Consider the following 20,337-nt stretch of genomic DNA (forward strand, 5'->3'; position numbering starts at 1 on the left):
AGACGATGCCGAGATGGGCACCCGGCGCGCGCCGGACAGGGGCGCACCGGCGCGGCGTATCGACCGACGGGGCCGGGGCACGCCCTCAAGCGGCGGCCGCCGTACCGCCGACGGCCTCGCCGAACAGGCTGTTCGAGCCCGCCCGGACCACCCGGACCGGCACCACGGTGCCGATGGTGGCGGACGGCGCGTCGAACTGGACCGGCAGGAGGTGGGGCGTCTTGCCGGCGACCTGTCCGGGATGGCGGCCGAGCTTCTCCACCAGCACCTCGACCACGTGGCCGACGGCGGCGGCGTTGAAGGCGTGGCGCTGTGCGTCGAGGAGCGCCTGGAGCGCGGCGAGGCGCTCGGACTTCACGGCCTCGGGCACCACATCGGCGCTCTCGGCCGCCGGGGTCCCGGGGCGCGGGCTGTACTTGAACGAGAAGGCGCTGGCGAAGCCGATGTCGCGCACCAGCCGCATCGTGTCCTCGAACTCGGCATCGGTCTCGCCGGGAAAGCCGACGATGAAGTCGGAGGACAGGGCGATGTCCGGCCGGGCCGCGCGCACGCGCTCGATGATCCGGCGGTAGGCGTCGCCCGTGTGCTTGCGGTTCATCGCCTTGAGCACCCGGTCCGAGCCCGACTGCACCGGCAGGTGCAGGTAGGGCATCAGCGCCGGCAGCGTGCCGTGGGCGGCGATGAGGTCGTCGTCCATGTCGTTGGGGTGACTGGTGGTGTAGCGCAGGCGCAGCAGGCCGGGGATGCGCTCCAGGGCGTGCATCAGCGCCGGCAGGGTCGCGCTGAACCCGTCCGGTCCGGCGCCGTGATAGGCGTTCACGTTCTGCCCGATCAGGGTGATCTCGCGCACGCCCCCGCGCACCAGCTTCTCCGCCTCGGCCAGGATCGCGGCTACGGAGCGGGAGACCTCGGCGCCGCGGGTATAGGGCACGACGCAGAAGGCGCAGAACTTGTCGCAGCCCTCCTGCACGGTCAGGAAGGCGGTGACCCCGTGGGTGCGGCGGGCCGGGAGGTGATCGAACTTGTCCTCCACCGGAAACTCGGTGTCGACCACGCGCTTCGTGGCCGAGCGTGCCAGCAGGTCCGGCAGGCGGTGATAGTTCTGGGGGCCGACCACCACGTCGACGGTGGGGGCGCGGGCCAGGATCTCGGCGCCCTCGGCCTGGGCGACGCAGCCGGCGACGACTATTCGGGTCTCGCGGCCGGCTTGCGCCCGCTCACCCTTGAGCACCCGCAGGCGGCCGAGCTCGGAATAGACCTTGTCGGCGGCCTTCTCGCGGATGTGGCAGGTATTGAGGATGACGACGTCCGCCTCCTCCACCGCGTCGGTCGCCGCGTAGCCCTCGGCGCCCAGCACGTCCGCCATCCGGGCGGCGTCGTAGGCGTTCATCTGGCAGCCGTAGGATTTGACGTAGGCTTTCTTCAACAGTCCGATTCCGGAAGATGACGATCTGCGAGGGCCCTTAGCATGGATCGGCGGCGGCGTCGCGACACCCGTATCCTCTTCCTTCGCATCGGGCGATGCATCGCCCGCGAATTTTCGCAGTTGCGTCAATTCCTGAATGTGGCATCGTTCCGTCTCGACGATCGGCTGCCATGACGACGGTTTGGGACGAGGCGAAGCGGCAGGCGAACCTCGCCAAGCACGGCTACGACTTCGCCGATTTCGACACGCATTTCGACGGCGGGACGGCCCTGATCCGCCCGGCCCGTCCCAGCCGGAACGGCCGCGTCCGCTACCTGCTGATCGGGGATTGGAACGGCGAGCGGGTGGTGGCGGTGGTCGTCTCGCCGCTCGGCACCGAGGCCCTGTCCCTGGTGAGCCTGCGCAGCGCCAGCCCTGTTGAGAGGTCCGCCTATGACCGACACTGCGCCGAAACTCGACCGCGTCGAACCCGCCTACACCCAGGAGGACTGGGATGCGGTGTCCGATACGCCGGAACTGTCCGAGTCCGAAGCCACGGACCTGCGGCCCGCCCGCGAGGTGCCCGACATCTTCGCTCTGCTGCCGAAACGGGGGCGTGGGCGCCCGAAGCGCGCAGATGCGAAGGTCAACCTCACGCTCCGCGTCGAGCCCGCCCTCATCGAAGCCTACAAGGCCGCCGGTCCCGGCTGGCAGGTCAGGATGCAGGAGGCCTTGGCCATCTATCTGCGATCCGGAGCGGCGTCCTCCGCCGACCGCGGGGCCCGACCTACGGCCGACCCCGCACGGAAGGTCGGCCCGAAATCCGCCTGATCCGTCGGGCGCGCTGCGATCATCGGATCGTCAGGTCCGCGCCCGAAACCGCCGTGCCGCGATCGACCGGCTCGTGGCTTCGTCCCGACCAGACCGGTCCCAGGGGCGGCCGGCCCGTGACGCCGCGCTGGAGGGCGGCCCGCACCGAGGCTTCCGCCAGGGCGGTGGCGCGCTTGCGGTCGGTGCCGGCCTCCACGGCGATCGGCGCGCCCCAGACCACGTGCACGTCGATGGGTCCGCCGTCGAAGAAGGCGGCGAGATGGGGGGCGAGGTCCATGTCGCCGTACCAGGCCACCTCAGGGCGCTCGGCGCGCACCAGGGGCAGGCCGTTGCGGCGCGGATAGGTGATGGCCAGCGGCTGGAGCCGGATGCGGGCGGGCCCCTCCCCGGCCACCGCCGCCCGGGCGGCGCCCACCAGCGAGGAGCGGAACGGCAGCAGGCGGGTGCCGTCCCCGGTGGTGCCCTCGGCGAAGAGCACGATCAGGTCGCCCCGGGCGAGGCGCTGCGCCACCGTGGCGTTGACGGTGGCGGTGTCGGCCCGGCGCGCCCGGTCGATGAAGACCGTGCGCTGCAGCCGGGCCAGGGTGCCGACCACCGGCCAGCCGGCGATCTCGGACTTCGCCACGAAGGAGAGCGGCCGCAGGGAGCCGAGCACGATGATGTCGAGCCAGGAGACGTGATTCGACAGGACGAGCGCCGGCTCCGCTTCCCCGGGCGGCGTGCCGCTCTGGGTCACCCGCAGGCCGAACAGGGCGACGAAGACCCGGTGGAACAGCACCGGCATCCAGGCCGCGATGCGGCCGCGCCCGTACCGGAGGCTGATGAGGTGGGGCCCGACGATGACGAGGAACGCCAGGGCGCAGAGCGCCAGGCGGCAGAAGGCACCGAGGCGGGACATCGGGCGGCTAGCGCGCGCCGGCTGGCGTCACGCCAGCACCGCCGTCATGGTCAGGGCCGTGGCGCGGGCGCCGTCGGCGCGGGTGTAGTAGCCCGTCCGCTCGCCCACCTGCCGGAAGCCGTGGCGGGCATAGAGCTTCAGGGCCGGCGCATTGCCCTCGTCGACCTCGAGATGGACCGTCCGGATTCCGGCCTGGACGAGGTGCTCGAGATGAGCGGCGATGAGCTTGTGCGAGAGGCCGCCGCCCCGCGCGGCCGGTGCCAGCACGACGGTGAGGATCTCGGCCTCGTCCGCCGCCCGGCGCGAGAGCACGAAGCCCTGGATCGCGCCGCCCTTCCACAGGGCATGCGCCTCGGTGGAGCGCTCGCACAGCATCCGCTCGAATTCGTGCGCGTCCCAGGGGCGGGCGAAGGCGGTGGCATGGATGCGGGCCAGGGCCCGCGCCTGCCCCGAATCCCGCAGCAGGGTGACGTAGGGCGCCGTGCCCCAGGCTTCCCACCAGGCGGACCAGACCTCGAAGGGCCAGAACGGCGTCAGCGAACGGGTCATCGGCGGGCGAGTCTCGCGTGATCTTGCGGCTGGGCGTCGGGGCCGCGCAGGTAGAGCGGCCGGGCGAGCGCCTGGGCGGGGTCGGCGAGCATGCCGAGCGAGGCGACCCAGGCGATCTCCGCCGCGCCGGTGCCGGCGACCGCGATGTCGAGGCCCCGCGCCCTGGCGGCCTGGGCGACCAGGGGGGCGCCCGAGCCGACGAGGGTGACGGCGCCGTCGAGCATCGCCGCCGCCTCAGCCACCGGCAGGTGGCTCGGCGGCACGACGATGCCGTCGGTCATGCTCATCGCCTGGAGATAGACCGAGCCGTGCCGGGCATCGATGGCGGCCACGATCAGGCCCTCGCCGTTCACGGCGAGCAGCGGCGCGAGCAGGGCCGACAGGGTGGTGACGCCGACCACCGGGACGCCGGTGGCGAGCCCGATGGCCCGGGCCGCGGAGAGCCCGACCCGCAGGCCGGTATAGCTGCCGGGCCCGACCGTGACGGCGACCCGGTCCAGCGCCTCGAAGCCGCCCTCGGCCCGCGCGACCACCCGCTCGATCATCGGCAGCAGCGCCTCCGCGTGGCCGCGGCCGAGGACCATCGACTCGTGCGCGAGGAGATCGTCGGTGGAATCCGAGGCGATGCAGACGGAACAGGCGTCGAGCGCCGTGTCGATGGCGAGGATACGCAACGTCACTCCCGATCGTGCCACAGGCCCGGAGCGCGCCACGGCGTCCGGGGACACGAGTTTAAGACAAAAACGGCCGCTCCGTCAGGGCGGAGCGGCCATCATGGACGAATTCGGGCGAACCTGTTGCGGCTTTGCGTCGGCGCGCCGGAATTCGCGCGGCTTTAGATCGCCTGGACTTCGCGGATCTCCGGCAGGAAGTGCCGGAACAGGTTCTGCACGCCGTTGCGCAGGGTCGCGGTGGAGGACGGGCAGCCCGAGCAGGCGCCCTTCATCTCCAGGTAGACGACGCCCTCCTTGTAGCCCCGGAAGGTGATGTCGCCGCCGTCGCCGGCCACCGCCGGGCGCACCCGGGTCTCGAGCAGGTCCTTGATGGTCTCGACGGTCTCGATGTCGGCCGGATCGAAGAACTCCTCGGCGTCCTTGCTGCCGGCGACGTGGCCCTCGGCCAGGGCCGGGGCGCCGGACTGGAAGTGCTCCATGATCGCGCCGAGGACGGCCGGCTTCACCTGGGGCCAGAGGTTGTCGTCCTCGGCCTTGGTGACGGAGATGAAGTCGTGACCGAGATAGACCCCGCTGACGCCGGGGACGTCGAACAGTCGGCTGGCCAGGGGCGAGCGGGCGGCGGCCTCGGAATCGCGCGCCTCGAAGGTGCCCTCGGGCAGCACGACCCGGCCGGGCAGGAACTTCAGGGTGGCGGGGTTCGGGGTGGCTTCGGTCTGGATGAACATGGTGGACAGGATCCTCGTCCGCTGCGCCGGTTCAAGGCCGGCCGGGAATGGCGGCGGACGTCCCCGCCGCTCTCCCCATGTGGACCGCGCGCGGGAATTTCTCAACCACGTCGGATGCGCACGCCGAGTGCGCGCGCCGGACGCGCGACGGCCGGTCCCGGGTCTGTCCCACGAAACGTGGACAAAGGCTCTGTTCCACGAAACGTGGACAAGGGCCCCCGCCTCGTGTATGGCCCGCCTCAATTCAAAACAGGATGCCGAAATCCTGACGCACGCGGTCCCATCCGGGGATCACGGGCGCGCACCGGCAGGACATAACCCATGAACATCATCCAGCAGCTCGAGCAGGAGCAGATCGCTTCGCTCGGCAAGACCATCCCCGATTTCCAGCCCGGCGACACGGTCACCGTGAACGTCAAGGTGAAGGAAGGCGAGCGCACCCGCGTTCAGGCCTACGAGGGCGTCTGCATCGCCCGCTCCGGCGGCGGCCTCAACGAGAGCTTCACCGTCCGCAAGATCTCCTACGGCGAGGGCGTCGAGCGCGTGTTCCCGCTCTACTCGCCGCTGATCGATTCGATCGCCGTCGTCCGCCGCGGCAAGGTGCGCCGCGCCAAGCTGTACTACCTGCGCGACCGCCGCGGGAAGTCCGCCCGTATCGTCGAGCGCGCCGACCGCCCCGCCGAGAAGGCCGCCAAGGCCGATGCCTCGAAGGCCAACAAGGACGCCCGCAAGGCCGAGAAGGCCGCCAAGAGCGCCGCGAAGACCGCCGCCGAATAATTTCTCGGGGGGCCGGGCGCGGGTTCTCCGCGTCCGAGACGTCTGGTCTCTCCAGCCCATCCGGGAAACCGGATGGGCTTTTTGTTTGCCGCACGGGCACGGGCCGAGCGACGCCCGAGTGGTCCGCAGAACGCAAGAAGCCCCGCAGGGTCGTGGACCCTGCGGGGCTTCGTCGTAATCCGACCGAGGAGTTACTCGGCGGCGATGCTGTGGGCCTGGCTTCCGTCGGTGTAGGTCTCGGCCTGGAGACGCTTGCCCGGGGCGGCGCGGCCCGGCAGCGGCGGCAGGGCGCGCGCCTTCGCGAGGTCGATGCCCGCACCCTCGGCGACGCGGCGGCCGTAATCCTCGTCCGCGTGGAGGAAGTGCCAGACCATCCGCAGCTGGATGGGCTCCGGGCATTGCTTCATGTCGGCCACGAGGTTGGCGATCAGGTCGTCGCGCTCCCAATCCTGGAACGAGCGGTAGCGCACGCCGGCCTGGGTGTAGTCGTCCTCGGTGCGCGAGGTCTGGTAGCGGCCGAGGTTGCCCTGCACCGGCTGGTGATAGTCCTTGGCCGGCTTGGGCGCCTCGCGCAGGCCTTCGGCCAGCGTCGAGGGCTCGTAGTTGATGTGGCGGTTCGGGCCGGTGCCGTCGACGCTATAGGTCATCTGCCCGTCGCGCTGGTTCGAATAGACCTTCACGCCCGGCTGCGGCGCGTTGATCGGCAGCTGCAGGTAGTTGGCGCCGACGCGGTAGCGCTGCGTGTCCGAGTAGGACAGCGTGCGCCCCTGGAGCATCTTGTCGTCCGAGAAGTCGATGCCGTCCACGAGGACGCCGGTTCCGAAGGCCGACTGCTCGACCTCGGCGAAGAAGTTGTCCGGCACCCGGTCCAGCACCATGCGGCCGACGGGCAGCAGGGGGAAGTCCTCGACCGGCCAGAGCTTCGTGTCGTCGAGGGGATCGAACGACAGGTGGTCGTTCGGGCCGTCGGGCATGATCTGCACGCAGAACTCCCACTCGGGGAAGTTGCCGGCCTTGATGTTGTCGTAGAGGTCGCGCGTGGCGTGGCCGACATCCTTCGCCTGGATCTCGGCGGCTTGAGCCGAGGTCAGGTTGCGGATGCCCTGCTTGGGCTCCCAGTGGAACTTGCAGAGCACGGCCTCGCCCTGGTCGTTGACCAGCTTGTAGGTGTTCACGCCCGAACCTTCCATCTCGCGATAGTTGGCCGGGATGCCCCAGGGCGACTTCAGGTGCGTGACCATGTGGATCGACTCGGGGTGCTGCGCCACGAAGTCGAAGAAGCGCCACGCCTCCTGGCGGTTCGTCACCGGGTCCGGCTTGAAGGCGTGGATCATGTCGGGGAACTTGATCGCGTCGCGGATGAAGAAGACCTTCAGGTTGTTGCCCACGAGGTCCCAGTTGCCGTCGACGGTCTTGAACTTCACCGCAAAGCCGCGCGGGTCGCGCTCGGTCTCCGGGCTCTCCTTGGCGCCGGCCACGGTGGAGAAGCGCACGAACATCGGGGTCTTCACGCCGGTCTCGTTGAGGACCCGGGCGCGGGTGTACTTGGAGGCCGGCTCGTTGCCGATCTTGCCGTAGGCCTCGAAGTAGCCGTGCGCGCCGGCGCCGCGGGCATGCACCACGCGCTCGGGGATCCGCTCACGGTCGAAATGGGTGATCTTCTCGATGAACTGGTAGTTCTCGAGGGTCGCGGGGCCGCGCTCGCCGACCGTGCGGGTGCTCTGGTTGTCGCGAACCGGGTGGCCCTGGCGGGTGGTGAGAATCGGGCGCTGATCGCTCATGCGGTGCTCTCTCGCTCGGATAGGGCCGACGCGGCGATGGCCGCGTCCAGGCCCTGTCCCTGAAAACCTGGAATGGTTCTGAGACAGGCTTATGAACCGCGCCGCATCATTTGACCAATGCATCGTTGCGAAGATCATGATAGGCATCGCCTATGAACCTGTCCGGCCTCTCCCTGCGTGACCTCGAATACGTCGTCGCCGTCGCCGAGGAGATGCATTTCGGCCGGGCCGCCGAGCGCTGCAACGTCAGCCAGCCGACCCTCAGCGTCCAGGTGCGCAAGCTGGAGGACCTTCTGGGCCTTGCCCTGTTCGAGCGCGGCAACCGCCGGGTGATGCTGACGCCGGCGGGGCAGACCATCGTGCGCCAGGCCCGCATCGTGATGGCGGAGGCCCAGCGCCTGCTGGTGCTGGCGAGCGAGGGCCGCGGCGCTCCCCTCACCGGCCGCCTCGTCCTGGCGGCGATCCAGACCCTCGGCCCCTACCTGTTCCCCCTGGTCCTGCGCACCCTGCGCCAGGAATATCCGCTCCTCGCCCTGGCGCTCAGCGAGGCGCGCACCGCCGAGATCCTGGAGGGCCTGCGCAACGGGCGCATCGATGCCGCGCTGGTGTCCCTGCCGGTCCCGGCCTCCGGGCTGACGGTGTCGCCGCTCTTCGTGGAGCCGTTCCAGCTCGCCTGCCCGGCCGAGCACCCCCTCGCCCGGGGCGGGGCGCTGCGGGCCACCGACATCGCCGGCCCCGACCTCCTGCTCCTCGACGAGGGCAATTGCCTGCGCGACCAGACCGTGGCCGCCTGCGGCGCCGGCTCGGCCGCCGGGCGCCACGCCACCAGCCTGGAGACCCTGCGTTCCATGGTGGCGGCGGGGGCCGGCTACACCCTGCTCCCCGCCCTGGCGGTGCCCTCGGGTCCCGATCCGAGCGGCCTCACGGTGACACGCAGCTTCGACGTCGACGGCCCCGGCCGCACCGTGGCGCTGGCCTGGCGCACCAGCGATCCGCGGGCCGACGGGCTCGCGCATCTCGCCGCGTTCTTCCGCGCCCACGCGCCGGCGGGCACCACCGCCTGCCGCGACGACGGCATGCCGTCTCCGCGCACCGGGCGCCGTGACAGCGTGGCCGATCCGGTGTAGCGCCCGGCGCGACGGGCGTTCCCGCCCGGCCCCTTCCGGCATCCGATCCCCGGCATCACCGTGCTCTCACTGCGCTTCATCGGCCGTTGGGCGGCTCTCCTCGGCGCCTCCGCCCTCCTGGCCTACGGCCTCGACCGCGCGCATTTCCCGGCGGCCCTCCTGCTCGGGCCGATGGTGGCGGCCATCGCCTTCGGGGTCGGGGGCGCCAACCTGTCGGTGCCGAAATTCGGCTTCCAGGCCGCCCAGGCGATGATCGGCTGCCTGGTGGCCCATACCGTGACCGGCGAGATCGTCGCCACGGTGGTCGACGACGGCGCGCTCATCCTGGCCGTGGTGCTCATCACCGTCCTGGTCGGCGGCGCCGTGGGCTGGGCCCTGACCCGCCTGCGCATCCTGCCGGGCTCCACCGCCGCCTGGGGCTCGTCGCCCGGCGGGGCGGCCGCCATGGTGGCGATGTCGGAGGAATACGGCGCCGATCCGCGCCTCGTCGCCTTCATGCAGTACGTGCGGGTGGTGGCGGTGGTGCTCTCGGCCTCCATCATGGCCCGGCTGCTCACCGACGTCTCCAACGTGGTGCCGCTCCCCGATCCGATGCGGGTGGCGCCCCTGGCGCTCCTGGCGACCCTCGCGGTCGCCGCCTGCGGCGCCGGGCTGGCCCGGCTCCTGCGCCTGCCGGCCTTCGCCCTGACCGGGCCGATGCTCCTCGGGGCGGCGCTCCACGCCTCCGGCCTGGTCTCGATGGCGCTGCCGATGCCGGTCCTCGACCTCGCCTACGCCACCATCGGCTGGTATGTCGGCCTGCGCTTCCGCCGCGAGACCCTGCGCGAGACGCTCGGCGCCATGCCGGGTATCGTCGTCGCGACCCTCGGGGTCATCGCGCTGTGCGGCGGCTGGGCCTACGGCCTGACCTTCCTGCTGCCCATCGACTTCCTCACCGCCTACCTCGCCACCAGCCCGGGCGGGCTCGATTCGGTGGCGATCATCGCGGTCGGGTCGAAGGTCGACGTCTCCTTCGTCCTGGCGGTGCAGACCCTGCGCCTGTTCGTGGTGCTGGTCACCGGCCCGATCGTGGCGAAGTGGATCGCCCGCGGCGCTCCGGCGGCGCCCTGAGATGCACGCCCTCTATCGTGCCTTCCTGAACTCCTGGCGCGGCCTCGTGCACGGCGCCCGGACCGAGCGCGCGGTGCGCCTCGAACTCGCGCTCCTGGTCCTCGGCCTGCCCCTGGCGCTCGTGCTGGGCTCCGGCCTCTGGGTCCGGGTGGCCCTGGTGGCGACCCTGCTGCTGATGCTGGCGGCCGAATTCCTGAACACGGCGGTGGAGAAGCTCTGCGACCATCTCCATCCGGGCCATCACCCGAAGATCGGCATCGTCAAGGATCTCGCCTCCGCCGGCACCTTCTCGGCGCAGGGCATCGCGGCCCTGGTCTGGATCGCGGCGCTGTTCGAGCGGCTGTCGGACCATCCCTGACAGGCTCTGCGAAAGCGCTGCGCAGACCAGAAAAAGATTTTCGCAGAAGAAATCGAAGGGCCGCACGGTGACGTTTCGGGCGCCGTGCCCCGGACAGGGACCACGCGCTCCTCCAACCCTGCGGGCCCGGTCGATCCCGAAGGGAACGACCAGAGTCAACCGAGTTGCGTTCATGGCGGTCGCCACCATCCTGAGACGAACACTGTTCGGCCTCGGTGGTCTACTTCTTCTCATGCCTCCCGCGGGTGCCGACGGCAGCCAGGTCCGCCACGCGGCCGAGACCGGCGCCGAGGCCATCGTGGTCGAGGCCTATGGCCGGGGCAACGTGAACGCCGAGATGCACGACGCGATCGTGGAGGTCATCGGCAAGGGCGTGCCGGTCGTCGTGGCCACCAAGGTCTATACCGGCCGCGCCCTGCCGGTGTACGGCTTCAAGGGCGGCGGCAACACGCTGCTGAAGGCCGGCGCCGTCTTCGCCGACGACCTGACGCCGGACAAGGCGCGCATCCTGACCCTGATCGCGCTCCCGAAGACCAAGGACCGCGCGGCGCTCCAGGCCCTGTTCGACGGGTAGCGGTCCCGTCCCGCGACAGCGCCTCGCTCGCTTCTCGCGCGCCAAGCGCCTATGTGCGGAGCGAATCTCACCGCGCCGCACCACCGCCGGAGCCCGTGTCTCCTTGACCGACTACATCCGCAAGATCCTCACCGCCCGCGTCTACGACGTCGCCATCGAGAGCCCGCTGGACCCGATGCCGCGCATGTCGGCGCGCCTCGCCCGCCCGGTGCTCCTGAAGCGCGAGGACCTGCAGCCGGTCTTCTCGTTCAAGCTGCGCGGCGCCTACAACAAGATGTCGGGCCTCGCCCCGGAGCTGCTGGCCAAGGGCGTCGTCTGCGCCTCGGCCGGCAACCACGCGCAGGGGGTGGCGCTCGCCGCCGCCCGCCTCAACGTGCGCGCCGTGATCGTGATGCCGCGCACCACCCCGGCGATCAAGGTCGATGCCTGCCGGGCCCGGGGCGCCGAGGTCATCCTGTTCGGCGACGCCTTCGACGAGGCCCTGGGCCATGCCCGGGAACTCGAGGCCCGCGACGGCCTGACCTTCCTGCATCCCTTCGACGATCCGGACGTGATCGCCGGCCAGGGCACCATCGGGATGGAGATCCTGACCCAGCATTCCGGGCCGATCGAGGCGATCTTCGTGCCCATCGGCGGCGGCGGGCTCGCGGCCGGCATCGCCACCTTCGTCAAGTATCTCCGGCCCGAGACCAAGGTCATCGGCGTCGAGCCCGACGACGCCGCCTGCATGGCCGCGGCGCTCGCCGCCGGCGAGCGCGTGGTGCTGCCCACCGTTGGCCTCTTCGCCGACGGCGTCGCGGTGCGGGAGGCGGGTGCGGAGACCTTCCGGCTCTGCCGCGAATTCCTCGACGAGGTCATCACCGTCGACACCGACGCCATGTGCGCGGCGGTCAAGGACATCTTCGACGACACCCGCGCCATCTCGGAGCCCTCCGGCGCCCTGGCGCTCGCCGGCGCCAAGGCCTACGCGGCCCGGCAGGAGAACGGCACCGGGACGCTGGTGGCGATCTCCAGCGGGGCGAACCTCAACTTCGACCGCCTGCGCCACATCGCCGAGCGCGCCGAGATCGGCGAGCAGCGCGAGGTCCTGCTCGGCGTCACCATCCCGGAGCGGCCGGGTGCCTACCGCGCCTTCATCCAGACCCTCGGCCCCCGGGCGATCACCGAGTTCAACTACCGCCATGCGGCGGCGGCCGACGCGCAGATCTTCGTGGGCATCAACCTCGCGGGCGGCCTGCGGGAGAAGCACGCCCTGCTCGATTCGCTGCGGGCGGCCGGCTACCGCGCCGTCGACATGAGCGACAACGAGATGGCCAAGGTCCATATCCGCTACATGGTCGGCGGGCGCGCCACCGGCCTCGCCGACGAGCGCCTCTACCGCTTCCAGTTCCCGGAGCGGCCGGGCGCGCTGATGAAGTTCCTCGACGCGCTGGGGGACGGGTTCGACATCACCCTGTTCCACTACCGCAACCACGGGGCCGATTACGGCCGGGTGCTCGCCGGCATCGACGTGCCGCCGGCCGAGCGCGCCCGCTTCGACGCGGCCATCGCGGCGCTGGACTATCCCTGCTTCGACGAGACCGACAATCCCGCCTACCGGATGTTCCTCGACGATGGCCGGGGCCCGGCCGAGGCGGCGGCCTGATCCCGGACAGTCGGACCGAGACATCGCGGCCCGGGATCGGGCGCGCTCCGCAGCGATCGACTCCCGTGGTATTTTGAATGCTTGCGCGATTTTCAGATCGCGAAAGTTTTAATTGAGATTTCCCGCATAAGACGGATGCCCGAACTCTTCATCGGTCGTCTCGAATGCCGCGTCTTACCAGCTTGAATTTCCGCTTGCCGGCGATCACCGTCGGGTTGGCCCTCGTCAGCGCCAGCGTGATGGGAGGCCTGAGCTGGTACAGCGCCCGGTCGGGCCTCGTCGACGCCGCCCGGGAGCGCCTGCAATTCGCCGCCTCGGCCCGCAAGGTCGGGATCGAGCTGGTGGCCGAGCGCGTCGGCGGCGACCTCGTCACGGTGGCGGGCAACCCGCAGGTCGGCGGCAATTTCGGCGACCTCGTCGAAGCCCTCGACCCCGCCAAGCCCGACTTCGCCGGCCTCGTCCGGACCTACACGGAGGGCGCCAGCCGCGAGGCGCGCCTCGGCGCCGAGGCGGCGGGCACGATGTACGGGCGCCGCCACGCCAAGGTGCAGGAGGTCGCCCGCAAGCTCCTGGAGCGGCCCGGCTACGCCGACCTCGTCTTCGTCTCCGAGGACGGCCGCATCGTCTACACCACCACCAAGGGCGGCGATTTCGGCCGCGCGCTCACCGAGCCCGAATACGCCGGGACGGGCCTGGCCCGCCTCGTGGCGCGCCTGAAGAGCGCCGATGCGGACGCGACGCTCTTCGAGGACTACGCCGCCTACCCGGCGGAGGCGGTTCCCTCCGCCTTCATCGGCCGGTCCATCGCCCGGCGCGCCAACGTCGCCATGGGCACCGGGCAGGAAGCCTCCCGCATCGGCTTCGTGCTCCTGCGCCTGACGCCCGCCCTGTTCGACCGGACCCTGTCGGATCGCGGCGGCCTCGGCGAGACCGGCCAAGTCATCGCCGTCGGCGCGGACGGCACCCTGCGCAGCAACCCGCCCCTGTCCCGCTCCGTCAGCGCCGGCAAGCCCGCCACGGCGCTGGGCCTCGACAAGGCCGACCTCGCGGGCGAGCGCCCCTTCACCTACACGGACGGCAGCGGCCAGCGGATGGTGGCGACCGCCCGGGTCTCGGTGCTCGGCGCGCCCTGGACGATCCTCGCCGAGCAGGCCGAGGACGAGACCCTGGCGGCGGTGGGCACGCTGACGAAGGCCCTGGCGGCGACCGCCCTCGCGGTCCTCGCCGTGACGACGCTCCTCGGCCTCCTGTTCGCCCGCACCATCGTGGGTCCCCTCGGCGCCCTCACCCGCGCCCTCCAGGCCCTCGCCCGCCGCGAGACCCTGGCCGAGGTGCCGGGCAGCCGCCGCGCCGACGAGATCGGCGACATCGCCCGGGCCGTCGTCACCATCCGGGACATCTCCCTGGAGGAGGCCGCCCAGCAGCTGAAGACCACCGAGGCCGCCCGCCTGCGCGAGGAGATCGAGCGCCGCGCCCTGCTGCGCGACCTCGCCGACCGCTTCGAGCGCTCCGTCGGCGGCATCGTCGGCACCGTCTCGCAGGCCTCCACCGACCTGCAGGGCGCCGCCACCGGCATGACCGACGCGGTGGCCGGCACGGCCCGCCGCTCCAGCTCCGCCGCGGCCACCGCGCAGGAGACCGCCGGCAACGTCAACGCGGTGGCGGTGGCGGCCGAGGAACTCGGCGCCACGGTGGGCGAGATCGGCCGGCAGGTCGAGCAGGCCTCCACCATGTCCGCCCAGGCCGTCGAGGAGGCGGGGCGCACCGCCGCCACCATGCAGGTCCTGTCCGAGGCCGCGACCCGGATCGGCGACGTCGTCGGCCTCGTCTCGCAGATCGCTAGCCAGACGAACCTCCTCGCGCTCAACGCCACCATCGAGGCGGCCCGCGCGGGCGAAGCCGGGAGGGGCTTCGCGGTCGTCGCCGCCGAGGTGAAGAACCTCGCCGAGCAGACCAGCCGCGCCACCACCGAGATCGCCGGGCAGGTGGACGCCATCCGCTCGGCCACCACCGGCGCCACCGGCGCCATCCGCAGCATCGTGACGCGCATCGAGGGCATGAGCGTCGTCACCGGCAGCATCGCCGCCGCGGTGGAGGAACAGGGCGTGACGACCCAGGAGATCGTGCGCAACATGGGCCAGGCCTCCTCCGGCACCGGCGCCATGAGCCAGGACATCGAGGCCGTGGCCCGCTCGGCGGCGGAGGCCGGCGCCACCGCGGACCAGGTCCAGCGCGCATCGGCGGACCTCTCCCGCCAGTCCGAGCAGCTGCGCACGGAAGTCGCGGGCTTCCTGGCCACCGTCCGGGCGGCCTGAGCGGGCCGGCAGGGTCATCGCCGCATGGGCCGGCGGCGTCCGCCGGTCTTGACCCCCCGGCGGCCTCGGGCCCAATGCCCCGGCTCAACCGGGACGCCCTGCCGATGCCGCCGCTCCTCGCCCTGCCCTTCCCCGCCATCGATCCGGTGGCGGTGGCGATCGGGCCGATCACCATCAAGTGGTACGCGCTCGCCTACATCGTCGGCCTGCTCGGCGGCTGGTACTATGCCCGGCGCCTGGTGGCGGCGGACCGCTACTGGGGGGTGGTGCGGCGCCCGAGCCTGAACGACATCGACGACCTCATCGTCTGGGTGGCGCTCGGCGTCGTCCTCGGCGGCCGCATCGGCTACGTGCTGTTCTACAACCTGCCGCTCTACCTCGCCGACCCCATCGAGATCCTGGCCATCCGCAACGGCGGCATGTCCTTCCACGGCGGCTTCCTCGGCGCCGTGCTGGCGATGGTGCTGTTCGCCCGCGCCCGCAGGCTCCAGGCCCTCACCCTCCTCGACCTCGCCGCCGTGGTGGTGCCGATCGGGCTGTTCTTCGGGCGCATCGCCAATTTCGTGAACGGCGAGCTCTGGGGCCGGATCGCCCCGGACTTCCCCTACGCCATCGTCTTCCCCACCGGCGGCCCCCTGCCCCGCCACCCGAGCCAGCTCTACGAGGCCGCCACCGAGGGCGCGCTCCTGTTCGTCGTGATGCTGGTGGCGGTGCGCGCCAACGGCTTCCGCAGGCCCGGCCTGATGGGCGGCCTCTTCGTCCTCGGCTACGCGCTCGCACGCACGTTCTGCGAGTTCTTCCGCGAGCCGGACCGCCAGCTCGGCTACCTGTTCGGCACCGAGACCTGGTCCACCGGCGGCATCACCATGGGGATGGTGCTCTGCGTGCCGATGGCGCTGGTCGGCCTGACCGCCATCGCGCTCGCCCTGCGCGGCGCCACCCGCCCCCGCGTGGCGGCGGAGGACGTCGCCGTCCGGCCCGCGAAGGTGGACGCGGCGTGACGAGCCCGCTCTTCGCCGAGATCCGCGACGAGATCCTGGCCTCGGGGCCGATCGGTCTCGACCGCTACATGGGCCTCTGCCTGGGCCACCCCGTGCACGGCTATTACCGCACCCGCGATCCCCTCGGGGCGAAGGGCGACTTCGTCACCGCCCCCGAGATCAGCCAGATGTTCGGCGAGCTGATCGGGGTCTGGATCGCGGCGAGCTGGGGCGCCATGGGCGCGCCGGCCGAGCTCGCCCTGGTGGAACTCGGCCCCGGCCGGGGCACCCTGATGCAGGACGCCCTGCGGGCCCTGTCCCGCGCCGCGCCCGGCCTGCGCCCGGCCCTGCACCTCGTGGAGACGAGCCCGGTGCTCCGGGCCGAGCAGGAATCCCGCCTTTCGGGCGCCGCCTCGACCTGGCACGAGACCCTCGACACCTTGCCGCACGGCCCGACCCTGGTCGTCGCCAACGAATTCTTCGACGCCCTGCCCGTGCGCCAGTTCCAGCGCGCCGAGCGCGGCTGGTTCGAGCGCCTCGTCGGCCTCTCGGCGGATGGCGGCGCCCTCGCCTTCGGCCTCGCGGCCGAGCCCGACACCCGCATCGCCGCGAGCGGCCCGAACGGCGTCCTGATGACCCTGCCGGGCGCGGCTCTCGACGCGGTGCGCGGCCTCGCCCGCCGCGTCGTCGCCGACCGGGGCGCGGTGCTGGCCATCGATTACGGCCATGTCCGGCCGGGCTTCGGCGATTCGCTCCAGGCTTTGCGCGGCCACGCCTTCGTCCCGCCGCTCGCCGACCCCGGCGAGGCCGACCTCACCACCCACGTGGATTTCACCGCCCTCGGCCGGGCCGCGACCGGCGAAGGCGCGATCCTGCACGGCCCCGTCGACCAGCGCGACTTCCTCCTCGCCCTCGGTCTGCGCGAGCGGGCCGAGCGGCTGGGGCGGGACGCGTCACCGGCGCAGCGCGACGCGATCACGGCGGCGGCGACCCGCCTGACCGACCCGTCCCGGCGCGGCATGGGCAGCCTGTTCAAGGCGATGGCGTTCTCGGACGCAACGCTGACGGCGCTGCCGGGGCTTCCACCGGCGGGGCGCTGACGCCCAGACGTGTCAGGGGTATCGCCGGGCCAGCCACAGCGTCCCGAGGCCCAGCGCCAGGGCGCCGATCGGGTAGAAAAGCCAAGTGAGGATCTGGGCGTCCATGGCCGAAGCCTCGATGGCGCGACTCCCGATGCTGAGAAACCCGCGCCGCGTGTCGGAGGGGCAGGATGCACACGTAGGTCCGGCCCATCAACCGCAAAACTTGACTTGGCCCCGCCGTGGGACTAACCGCCTCCCTATTCATTCGACGGTCTGATCGTCATCACGAACGCCGACCGGCCCCCTGAGGCCGGAGGTCAACGCCCGACAGCGCGATGCGCCCTCGGGCGAGCTTCGCGTTGGGGATAGAGCGTCGGCCCCGCTTCACCCGTCGTCGTCGAGTCCCGATGCCCCACGCTGCCGCGAACACGACCCTGCGCATCGAGGATGCAGTGAACGACACCTGCCCGTGGTCGGGCAAGCCGATCGCGGCCGATTCGCTGACCCTCTACAACGGCGCGGTGGTGGGCTTCTGCAACCCGGAATGCCGGGACAAGTTCGCCAAGGCGATCCGCGGCTTCGAGGACGCGCTCCAGGCGCGCCGGGCCGAGAGCGCGGGCGTGAACCAGTGACCGGCCCGACGACGATGCCGGTTCAGGGAGCCTGACGCATGTTCGAAGGCCTGTCCGATCGCCTCTCCGGGATTCTCTCCGGCCTCACGCGCCGCGGCGCGCTGACCGAGGCCGACGTCACCGCCGCCCTGCGCGAGGTCCGGCGCGCCCTGCTGGAGGCCGACGTCGCCCTCGAAGTGGTGCGCGGCTTCACCGAGAAGGTGCGCGAGAAGGCGGTCGGCGCCGTCGTCCTGAAGTCGGTCACCCCCGGCCAGATGGTCGTCAAGATCGTCAACGACGAGCTCGTGGCGATGCTCGGCTCGGAAGCCGGCATCATCGACCTGAACGCCCCCGCCCCCGTCGCCATCCTGATGGTCGGCCTGCAGGGCTCGGGCAAGACCACCACCACCGCCAAGATCGCCCGCCGGCTGGTGGCCCGCGACAAGCGCCGGGTGCTGCTGGCCTCCCTCGACACCCGCCGCCCGGCGGCGATGGAGCAGCTGGCGATCCTGGCCAAGCAGGTCGAGGTCGAGAGCCTGCCGATCGTGGCCGGCCAGTCGGCGGTGCAGATCGCCCGCCGCGCCATGGATGCGGGCCGCCTCGGCGGCTTCGACGTGGTCATGCTCGACACCGCCGGCCGCATCACCCTCGACGAGGCGCTGATGGCGGAGGCGGCCGAGGTCAAGGCCGCCACCAACCCGCACGAGGTGCTCCTCGTCGCGGACGCCCTGACCGGCCAGGACGCGGTGAACACCGCCCGCGCCTTCGACGAGCGCCTGGGCGTCACCGGCATCGTGCTCACCCGGATGGACGGCGATTCGCGCGGCGGCGCGGCCCTGTCGATGCGGGCCGTCACCGGCAAGCCGATCAAGCTCGTCGGCACCGGCGAGAAGGTCGACGCCCTGGAGGAGTTCCACCCCTCCCGCGTCGCCAACCGCATCCTCGGCATGGGCGACATCGTCTCCCTCGTGGAGAAGGCGGCCGAGACCATCGACCACGAGCAGGCGCTCCGTACCGCGGAGAAGATGCGCAAGGGCAAGTTCGACCTCGACGACCTGTCGATGCAGCTCGCCCAGATGGAGAAGATGGGCGGCATCGGCGGCCTGATGGGCATGCTCCCGGGCATGGGCCAGATCAAGAAGCAGGTCGAGAACGCCAACCTCGACGAGAAGATGTTCGCCCGCCAGCGGGCCATCATCTCGTCGATGACCGCGCAGGAGCGCAAGAATCCCGACATCCTCAAGAATTCCCGCAAGAAGCGCATCGCCGCGGGCTCGGGGACGAAGGTGGAGGAGCTCAACAAGCTCCTCAAGATGCACCGGACCATGGCCGACATGATGAAGGCGATGGGCTCGGGCAAGCGCGGCATCGGCCAGGCCCTCGGCTCGATGTTCGGCATGGGTTCGGGAGGCATGGGCGGCGGCGGCGGGATGGGCGGCATGCCCGGCCTGCCCCCCGGCATGCCGGAGCCGACGCCGGAAATGATCGCCGACATGCAGAAGCAGCTCGGCGGCAGGCTCCCCCCGATGCCCCCGGGCCTCGGGGGCAAGATGCCGGGCCTGCCCGGGCTCGGGGGTCCCAAGGGCCCCGGCGGCCTGCCGGGGCTCGGCGGATTTCCCTTCGGGAAGAAGAAGTAGCGACGGGGGGCGTAGCGCATAGCGAGTCGGGTTTGCCCCCACGGACTCGCCATTCGCTACGCGCTTCTCGCCCTCACACCACACACCGACCTTTGGAGTAGAACCATGTCCCTCAAGATCCGCCTCACCCGTGGCGGCGCCAAGAAGCGCCCGTACTACCGCATCGTCGTCGCCGACGCCCGCGCCCCCCGCGACGGCCGCTTCATCGACAAGGTCGGCGTCTACGACCCGATGAAGGCCAAGGACGATCCGGCCCGCATCGTGCTCGAGGCCGACAAGATCCAGGCCTGGCTCGCCAAGGGCGCCCAGCCCACCGACCGCGTCCTGCGCTTCCTCGACGCCGCCGGCCTTGCCAAGCGCCCCGCGCGCAACAACCCGCAGAAGGCCGAGCCGGGCGAGAAGGCCAAGGAGCGCGCCGCCAAGCGCGCCGAGAAGGCCGCCGCCCCGGCCGAAGACGCCGCGGCCTGAGGCTGAGAGCCCGCGCATGGCCCGCCGTCCCGGAGGCAATCCACCCCACGGTGACGGCGGCCGCCGTGCGCGGCCCGGCCGCATCGGCAGCGACGCGGCCACCTCGGCCCACCGGCCGCGGCCCGACGCCGACGCGCCCCTGCCGCCCACCGACCCGAGCCTCGTCCAGATGGGCGAGTTCGGGCGGGCGCACGGGCTCACCGGCGAGGTCCGGCTGAAATCCTACACCGGCGACCCGCAGGCGATCGCCGCCTACGGGCCGCTGATCGGCGCCGACGGCCGCCGCATCGAGTTCACCGACGTCCGCCAGGCCGGCGGCGCCTCCCCTGACCTCCTGGTCGTGCGCGTGAAGGGCGTCACCGACCGCACCGGCGCGGAGGGCCTGAACCGCCTCGCCCTGTTCCTGCCGCGCGAGCGCCTCGGCACCGTGTCGGACGCGGACGAATTCTTCACGGCCGACCTCGTCGGCCTCTCGGTGGTGGACACCGCCGGCACGGTCATCGGCACCGTCCAGGACGTGCCGAATTACGGCGGCGGCGATCTCCTCGAGATCAAGCCGGCGCTGGGCGGCGCCACCGCGCTCCTGCCCTTCACCAAGGCCTTCGTGCCCGAGCTCGACATCGCCGGCGGCCGCGTCGTGGTCGATCCGCCGGAGGACCTGTTCGCGCCGGCCCAGCCCCGCCCGCCGGACGAGCCGGCCTGAGCCGCGCGACCTCGGCACGGACCCGGTCCGCCACCCGATGGGCGTTCGCCGGATCGGTGGCCGCGAGCAGCATCACGAATTCCG

At 71.7% G+C, this 20,337-nt stretch carries 18 protein-coding genes and 3 pseudogenes; 15 read left to right on the forward strand and 6 right to left on the reverse strand.

What is annotated here, in order from left to right; genetic code table 11:
• Positions 1-85 precede the first annotated feature (85 nt).
• Positions 86-1,426 (reverse strand): tRNA (N6-isopentenyl adenosine(37)-C2)-methylthiotransferase MiaB, encoded by a 1,341-nt coding sequence (miaB, locus tag AC3WLN_RS02025; RefSeq protein WP_492479217.1) that lies wholly within the window; start codon positions 1,424-1,426, stop codon positions 86-88.
• Between the two features lie 170 nt (positions 1,427-1,596).
• Here miaB and AC3WLN_RS02030 point away from each other — a divergent pair.
• Positions 1,597-1,833 (forward strand): annotated as a pseudogene (locus tag AC3WLN_RS02030) (BrnT family toxin); the annotation flags it as partial.
• A gap of 25 nt (positions 1,834-1,858) precedes the next feature.
• Positions 1,859-2,236 carry a BrnA antitoxin family protein gene (locus tag AC3WLN_RS02035; RefSeq protein ID WP_492479218.1) on the forward strand — a complete coding sequence of 126 codons (378 nt, stop codon included), beginning with the start codon at positions 1,859-1,861 and terminating at the stop codon, positions 2,234-2,236.
• Between the two features lie 19 nt (positions 2,237-2,255).
• On the opposite strand, the gene AC3WLN_RS02040 is transcribed toward AC3WLN_RS02035, so the two are convergent.
• The 4 genes from AC3WLN_RS02040 to AC3WLN_RS02055 form a co-directional block, all read right to left on the reverse strand.
• Positions 2,256-3,134 (reverse strand): lysophospholipid acyltransferase family protein, encoded by an 879-nt coding sequence (locus tag AC3WLN_RS02040; protein WP_492479219.1) that lies wholly within the window; start codon positions 3,132-3,134, stop codon positions 2,256-2,258.
• 27 nt (positions 3,135-3,161) lie between these two features.
• Positions 3,162-3,683, reverse strand: coding sequence for a GNAT family N-acetyltransferase (locus AC3WLN_RS02045; RefSeq protein ID WP_492479220.1), 522 nt, complete (start codon positions 3,681-3,683; stop codon positions 3,162-3,164).
• Positions 3,680-4,357, reverse strand: coding sequence for a tRNA (adenosine(37)-N6)-threonylcarbamoyltransferase complex dimerization subunit type 1 TsaB (gene tsaB / locus AC3WLN_RS02050; protein ID WP_492479262.1), 678 nt, complete (start codon positions 4,355-4,357; stop codon positions 3,680-3,682). Before tsaB ends, AC3WLN_RS02045 begins: the two co-directional genes overlap by 4 nt.
• A 161-nt stretch (positions 4,358-4,518) precedes the next feature.
• A complete protein-coding gene (locus AC3WLN_RS02055) occupies positions 4,519-5,085 on the reverse strand; it encodes a NifU family protein (RefSeq protein WP_492479222.1) in 567 nt (188 codons plus the stop codon).
• Positions 5,086-5,406: 321 nt separating this feature from the next.
• On the opposite strand from AC3WLN_RS02055, the gene rplS reads away from it, so the two are divergent.
• Positions 5,407-5,862, forward strand: coding sequence for a 50S ribosomal protein L19 (gene rplS / locus AC3WLN_RS02060; RefSeq protein WP_055957797.1), 456 nt, complete (start codon positions 5,407-5,409; stop codon positions 5,860-5,862).
• A 191-nt stretch (positions 5,863-6,053) separates the two neighbouring features.
• On the opposite strand, the gene AC3WLN_RS02065 is transcribed toward rplS, so the two are convergent.
• On the reverse strand, positions 6,054-7,643 hold the full coding sequence (locus AC3WLN_RS02065) for a catalase (protein WP_492479223.1): 1,590 nt from the start codon (positions 7,641-7,643) through the stop codon (positions 6,054-6,056).
• Between the two features lie 152 nt (positions 7,644-7,795).
• Here AC3WLN_RS02065 and AC3WLN_RS02070 point away from each other — a divergent pair, with 152 nt between their 5' ends.
• From AC3WLN_RS02070 to rimM, 12 genes and pseudogenes are all read left to right on the forward strand, one after another.
• A complete protein-coding gene (locus AC3WLN_RS02070; protein ID WP_492479224.1) occupies positions 7,796-8,770 on the forward strand; it encodes a LysR substrate-binding domain-containing protein in 975 nt (324 codons plus the stop codon).
• 60 nt (positions 8,771-8,830) lie between these two features.
• A complete protein-coding gene (locus AC3WLN_RS02075; protein WP_492479226.1) occupies positions 8,831-9,880 on the forward strand; it encodes an AbrB family transcriptional regulator in 1,050 nt (349 codons plus the stop codon).
• Position 9,881: 1 nt separating this feature from the next.
• Positions 9,882-10,238 carry a diacylglycerol kinase gene (locus tag AC3WLN_RS02080; RefSeq protein ID WP_492479227.1) on the forward strand — a complete coding sequence of 119 codons (357 nt, stop codon included), beginning with the start codon at positions 9,882-9,884 and terminating at the stop codon, positions 10,236-10,238.
• A gap of 241 nt (positions 10,239-10,479) precedes the next feature.
• A pseudogene (locus AC3WLN_RS02085) lies at positions 10,480-10,812 on the forward strand (asparaginase); the annotation flags it as partial.
• Positions 10,793-12,457 (forward strand): annotated as a pseudogene (gene ilvA / locus AC3WLN_RS02090) (threonine ammonia-lyase, biosynthetic); the annotation flags it as partial. The pseudogenes AC3WLN_RS02085 and ilvA, both read left to right, overlap by 20 nt.
• A 164-nt stretch (positions 12,458-12,621) precedes the next feature.
• A complete protein-coding gene (locus AC3WLN_RS02095; protein WP_492479228.1) occupies positions 12,622-14,772 on the forward strand; it encodes a methyl-accepting chemotaxis protein in 2,151 nt (716 codons plus the stop codon).
• 104 nt (positions 14,773-14,876) lie between these two features.
• Positions 14,877-15,773 carry a prolipoprotein diacylglyceryl transferase gene (gene lgt / locus AC3WLN_RS02100; RefSeq protein ID WP_492479264.1) on the forward strand — a complete coding sequence of 299 codons (897 nt, stop codon included), beginning with the start codon at positions 14,877-14,879 and terminating at the stop codon, positions 15,771-15,773.
• Entirely contained in the window at positions 15,770-16,852 is a 1,083-nt protein-coding gene (locus tag AC3WLN_RS02105) for a class I SAM-dependent methyltransferase (protein ID WP_492479229.1), read from the forward strand. Before lgt ends, AC3WLN_RS02105 begins: the two co-directional genes overlap by 4 nt.
• Before the next feature lie 389 nt (positions 16,853-17,241).
• The gene (locus AC3WLN_RS02110; protein WP_492479230.1) at positions 17,242-17,466 is read left to right on the forward strand and encodes a glutathione S-transferase; all 225 of its coding nucleotides are present in this window, start codon (positions 17,242-17,244) and stop codon (positions 17,464-17,466) included.
• A gap of 38 nt (positions 17,467-17,504) precedes the next feature.
• Complete coding sequence (ffh, locus tag AC3WLN_RS02115) at positions 17,505-19,082, forward strand: signal recognition particle protein (RefSeq protein ID WP_492479231.1); 1,578 nt, start codon at positions 17,505-17,507, stop codon at positions 19,080-19,082.
• 105 nt (positions 19,083-19,187) lie between these two features.
• Complete coding sequence (gene rpsP, locus AC3WLN_RS02120; protein ID WP_055957770.1) at positions 19,188-19,550, forward strand: 30S ribosomal protein S16; 363 nt, start codon at positions 19,188-19,190, stop codon at positions 19,548-19,550.
• A gap of 16 nt (positions 19,551-19,566) precedes the next feature.
• Entirely contained in the window at positions 19,567-20,253 is a 687-nt protein-coding gene (rimM, locus tag AC3WLN_RS02125) for a ribosome maturation factor RimM (protein WP_492479233.1), read from the forward strand.
• Positions 20,254-20,337 lie beyond the last annotated feature (84 nt).

Source organism: Methylobacterium sp. FW306-05-D (assembly GCF_058782155.1).

Excerpts from the sequence above, each read along its gene's own strand:
- AC3WLN_RS02080 (WP_492479227.1), top strand. The coding sequence starts at position 9,882 with ATGCACGCCCTCTATCGTGCCTTCCTGAACTCCTGGCGCGGCCTCGTG.
- AC3WLN_RS02040 (WP_492479219.1), bottom strand. The coding sequence starts at position 3,134 with ATGTCCCGCCTCGGTGCCTTCTGCCGCCTGGCGCTCTGCGCCCTGGCG.
- ffh (WP_492479231.1), top strand. The coding sequence starts at position 17,505 with ATGTTCGAAGGCCTGTCCGATCGCCTCTCCGGGATTCTCTCCGGCCTC.
- AC3WLN_RS02065 (WP_492479223.1), bottom strand. The coding sequence starts at position 7,643 with ATGAGCGATCAGCGCCCGATTCTCACCACCCGCCAGGGCCACCCGGTT.
- rimM (WP_492479233.1), top strand. The coding sequence starts at position 19,567 with ATGGCCCGCCGTCCCGGAGGCAATCCACCCCACGGTGACGGCGGCCGC.
- AC3WLN_RS02055 (WP_492479222.1), bottom strand. The coding sequence starts at position 5,085 with ATGTTCATCCAGACCGAAGCCACCCCGAACCCCGCCACCCTGAAGTTC.
- rpsP (WP_055957770.1), top strand. The coding sequence starts at position 19,188 with ATGTCCCTCAAGATCCGCCTCACCCGTGGCGGCGCCAAGAAGCGCCCG.
- AC3WLN_RS02110 (WP_492479230.1), top strand. The coding sequence starts at position 17,242 with ATGCCCCACGCTGCCGCGAACACGACCCTGCGCATCGAGGATGCAGTG.
- AC3WLN_RS02035 (WP_492479218.1), top strand. The coding sequence starts at position 1,859 with ATGACCGACACTGCGCCGAAACTCGACCGCGTCGAACCCGCCTACACC.
- AC3WLN_RS02070 (WP_492479224.1), top strand. The coding sequence starts at position 7,796 with ATGAACCTGTCCGGCCTCTCCCTGCGTGACCTCGAATACGTCGTCGCC.
- AC3WLN_RS02095 (WP_492479228.1), top strand. The coding sequence starts at position 12,622 with ATGCCGCGTCTTACCAGCTTGAATTTCCGCTTGCCGGCGATCACCGTC.
- lgt (WP_492479264.1), top strand. The coding sequence starts at position 14,877 with ATGCCGCCGCTCCTCGCCCTGCCCTTCCCCGCCATCGATCCGGTGGCG.
- rplS (WP_055957797.1), top strand. The coding sequence starts at position 5,407 with ATGAACATCATCCAGCAGCTCGAGCAGGAGCAGATCGCTTCGCTCGGC.
- AC3WLN_RS02045 (WP_492479220.1), bottom strand. The coding sequence starts at position 3,683 with ATGACCCGTTCGCTGACGCCGTTCTGGCCCTTCGAGGTCTGGTCCGCC.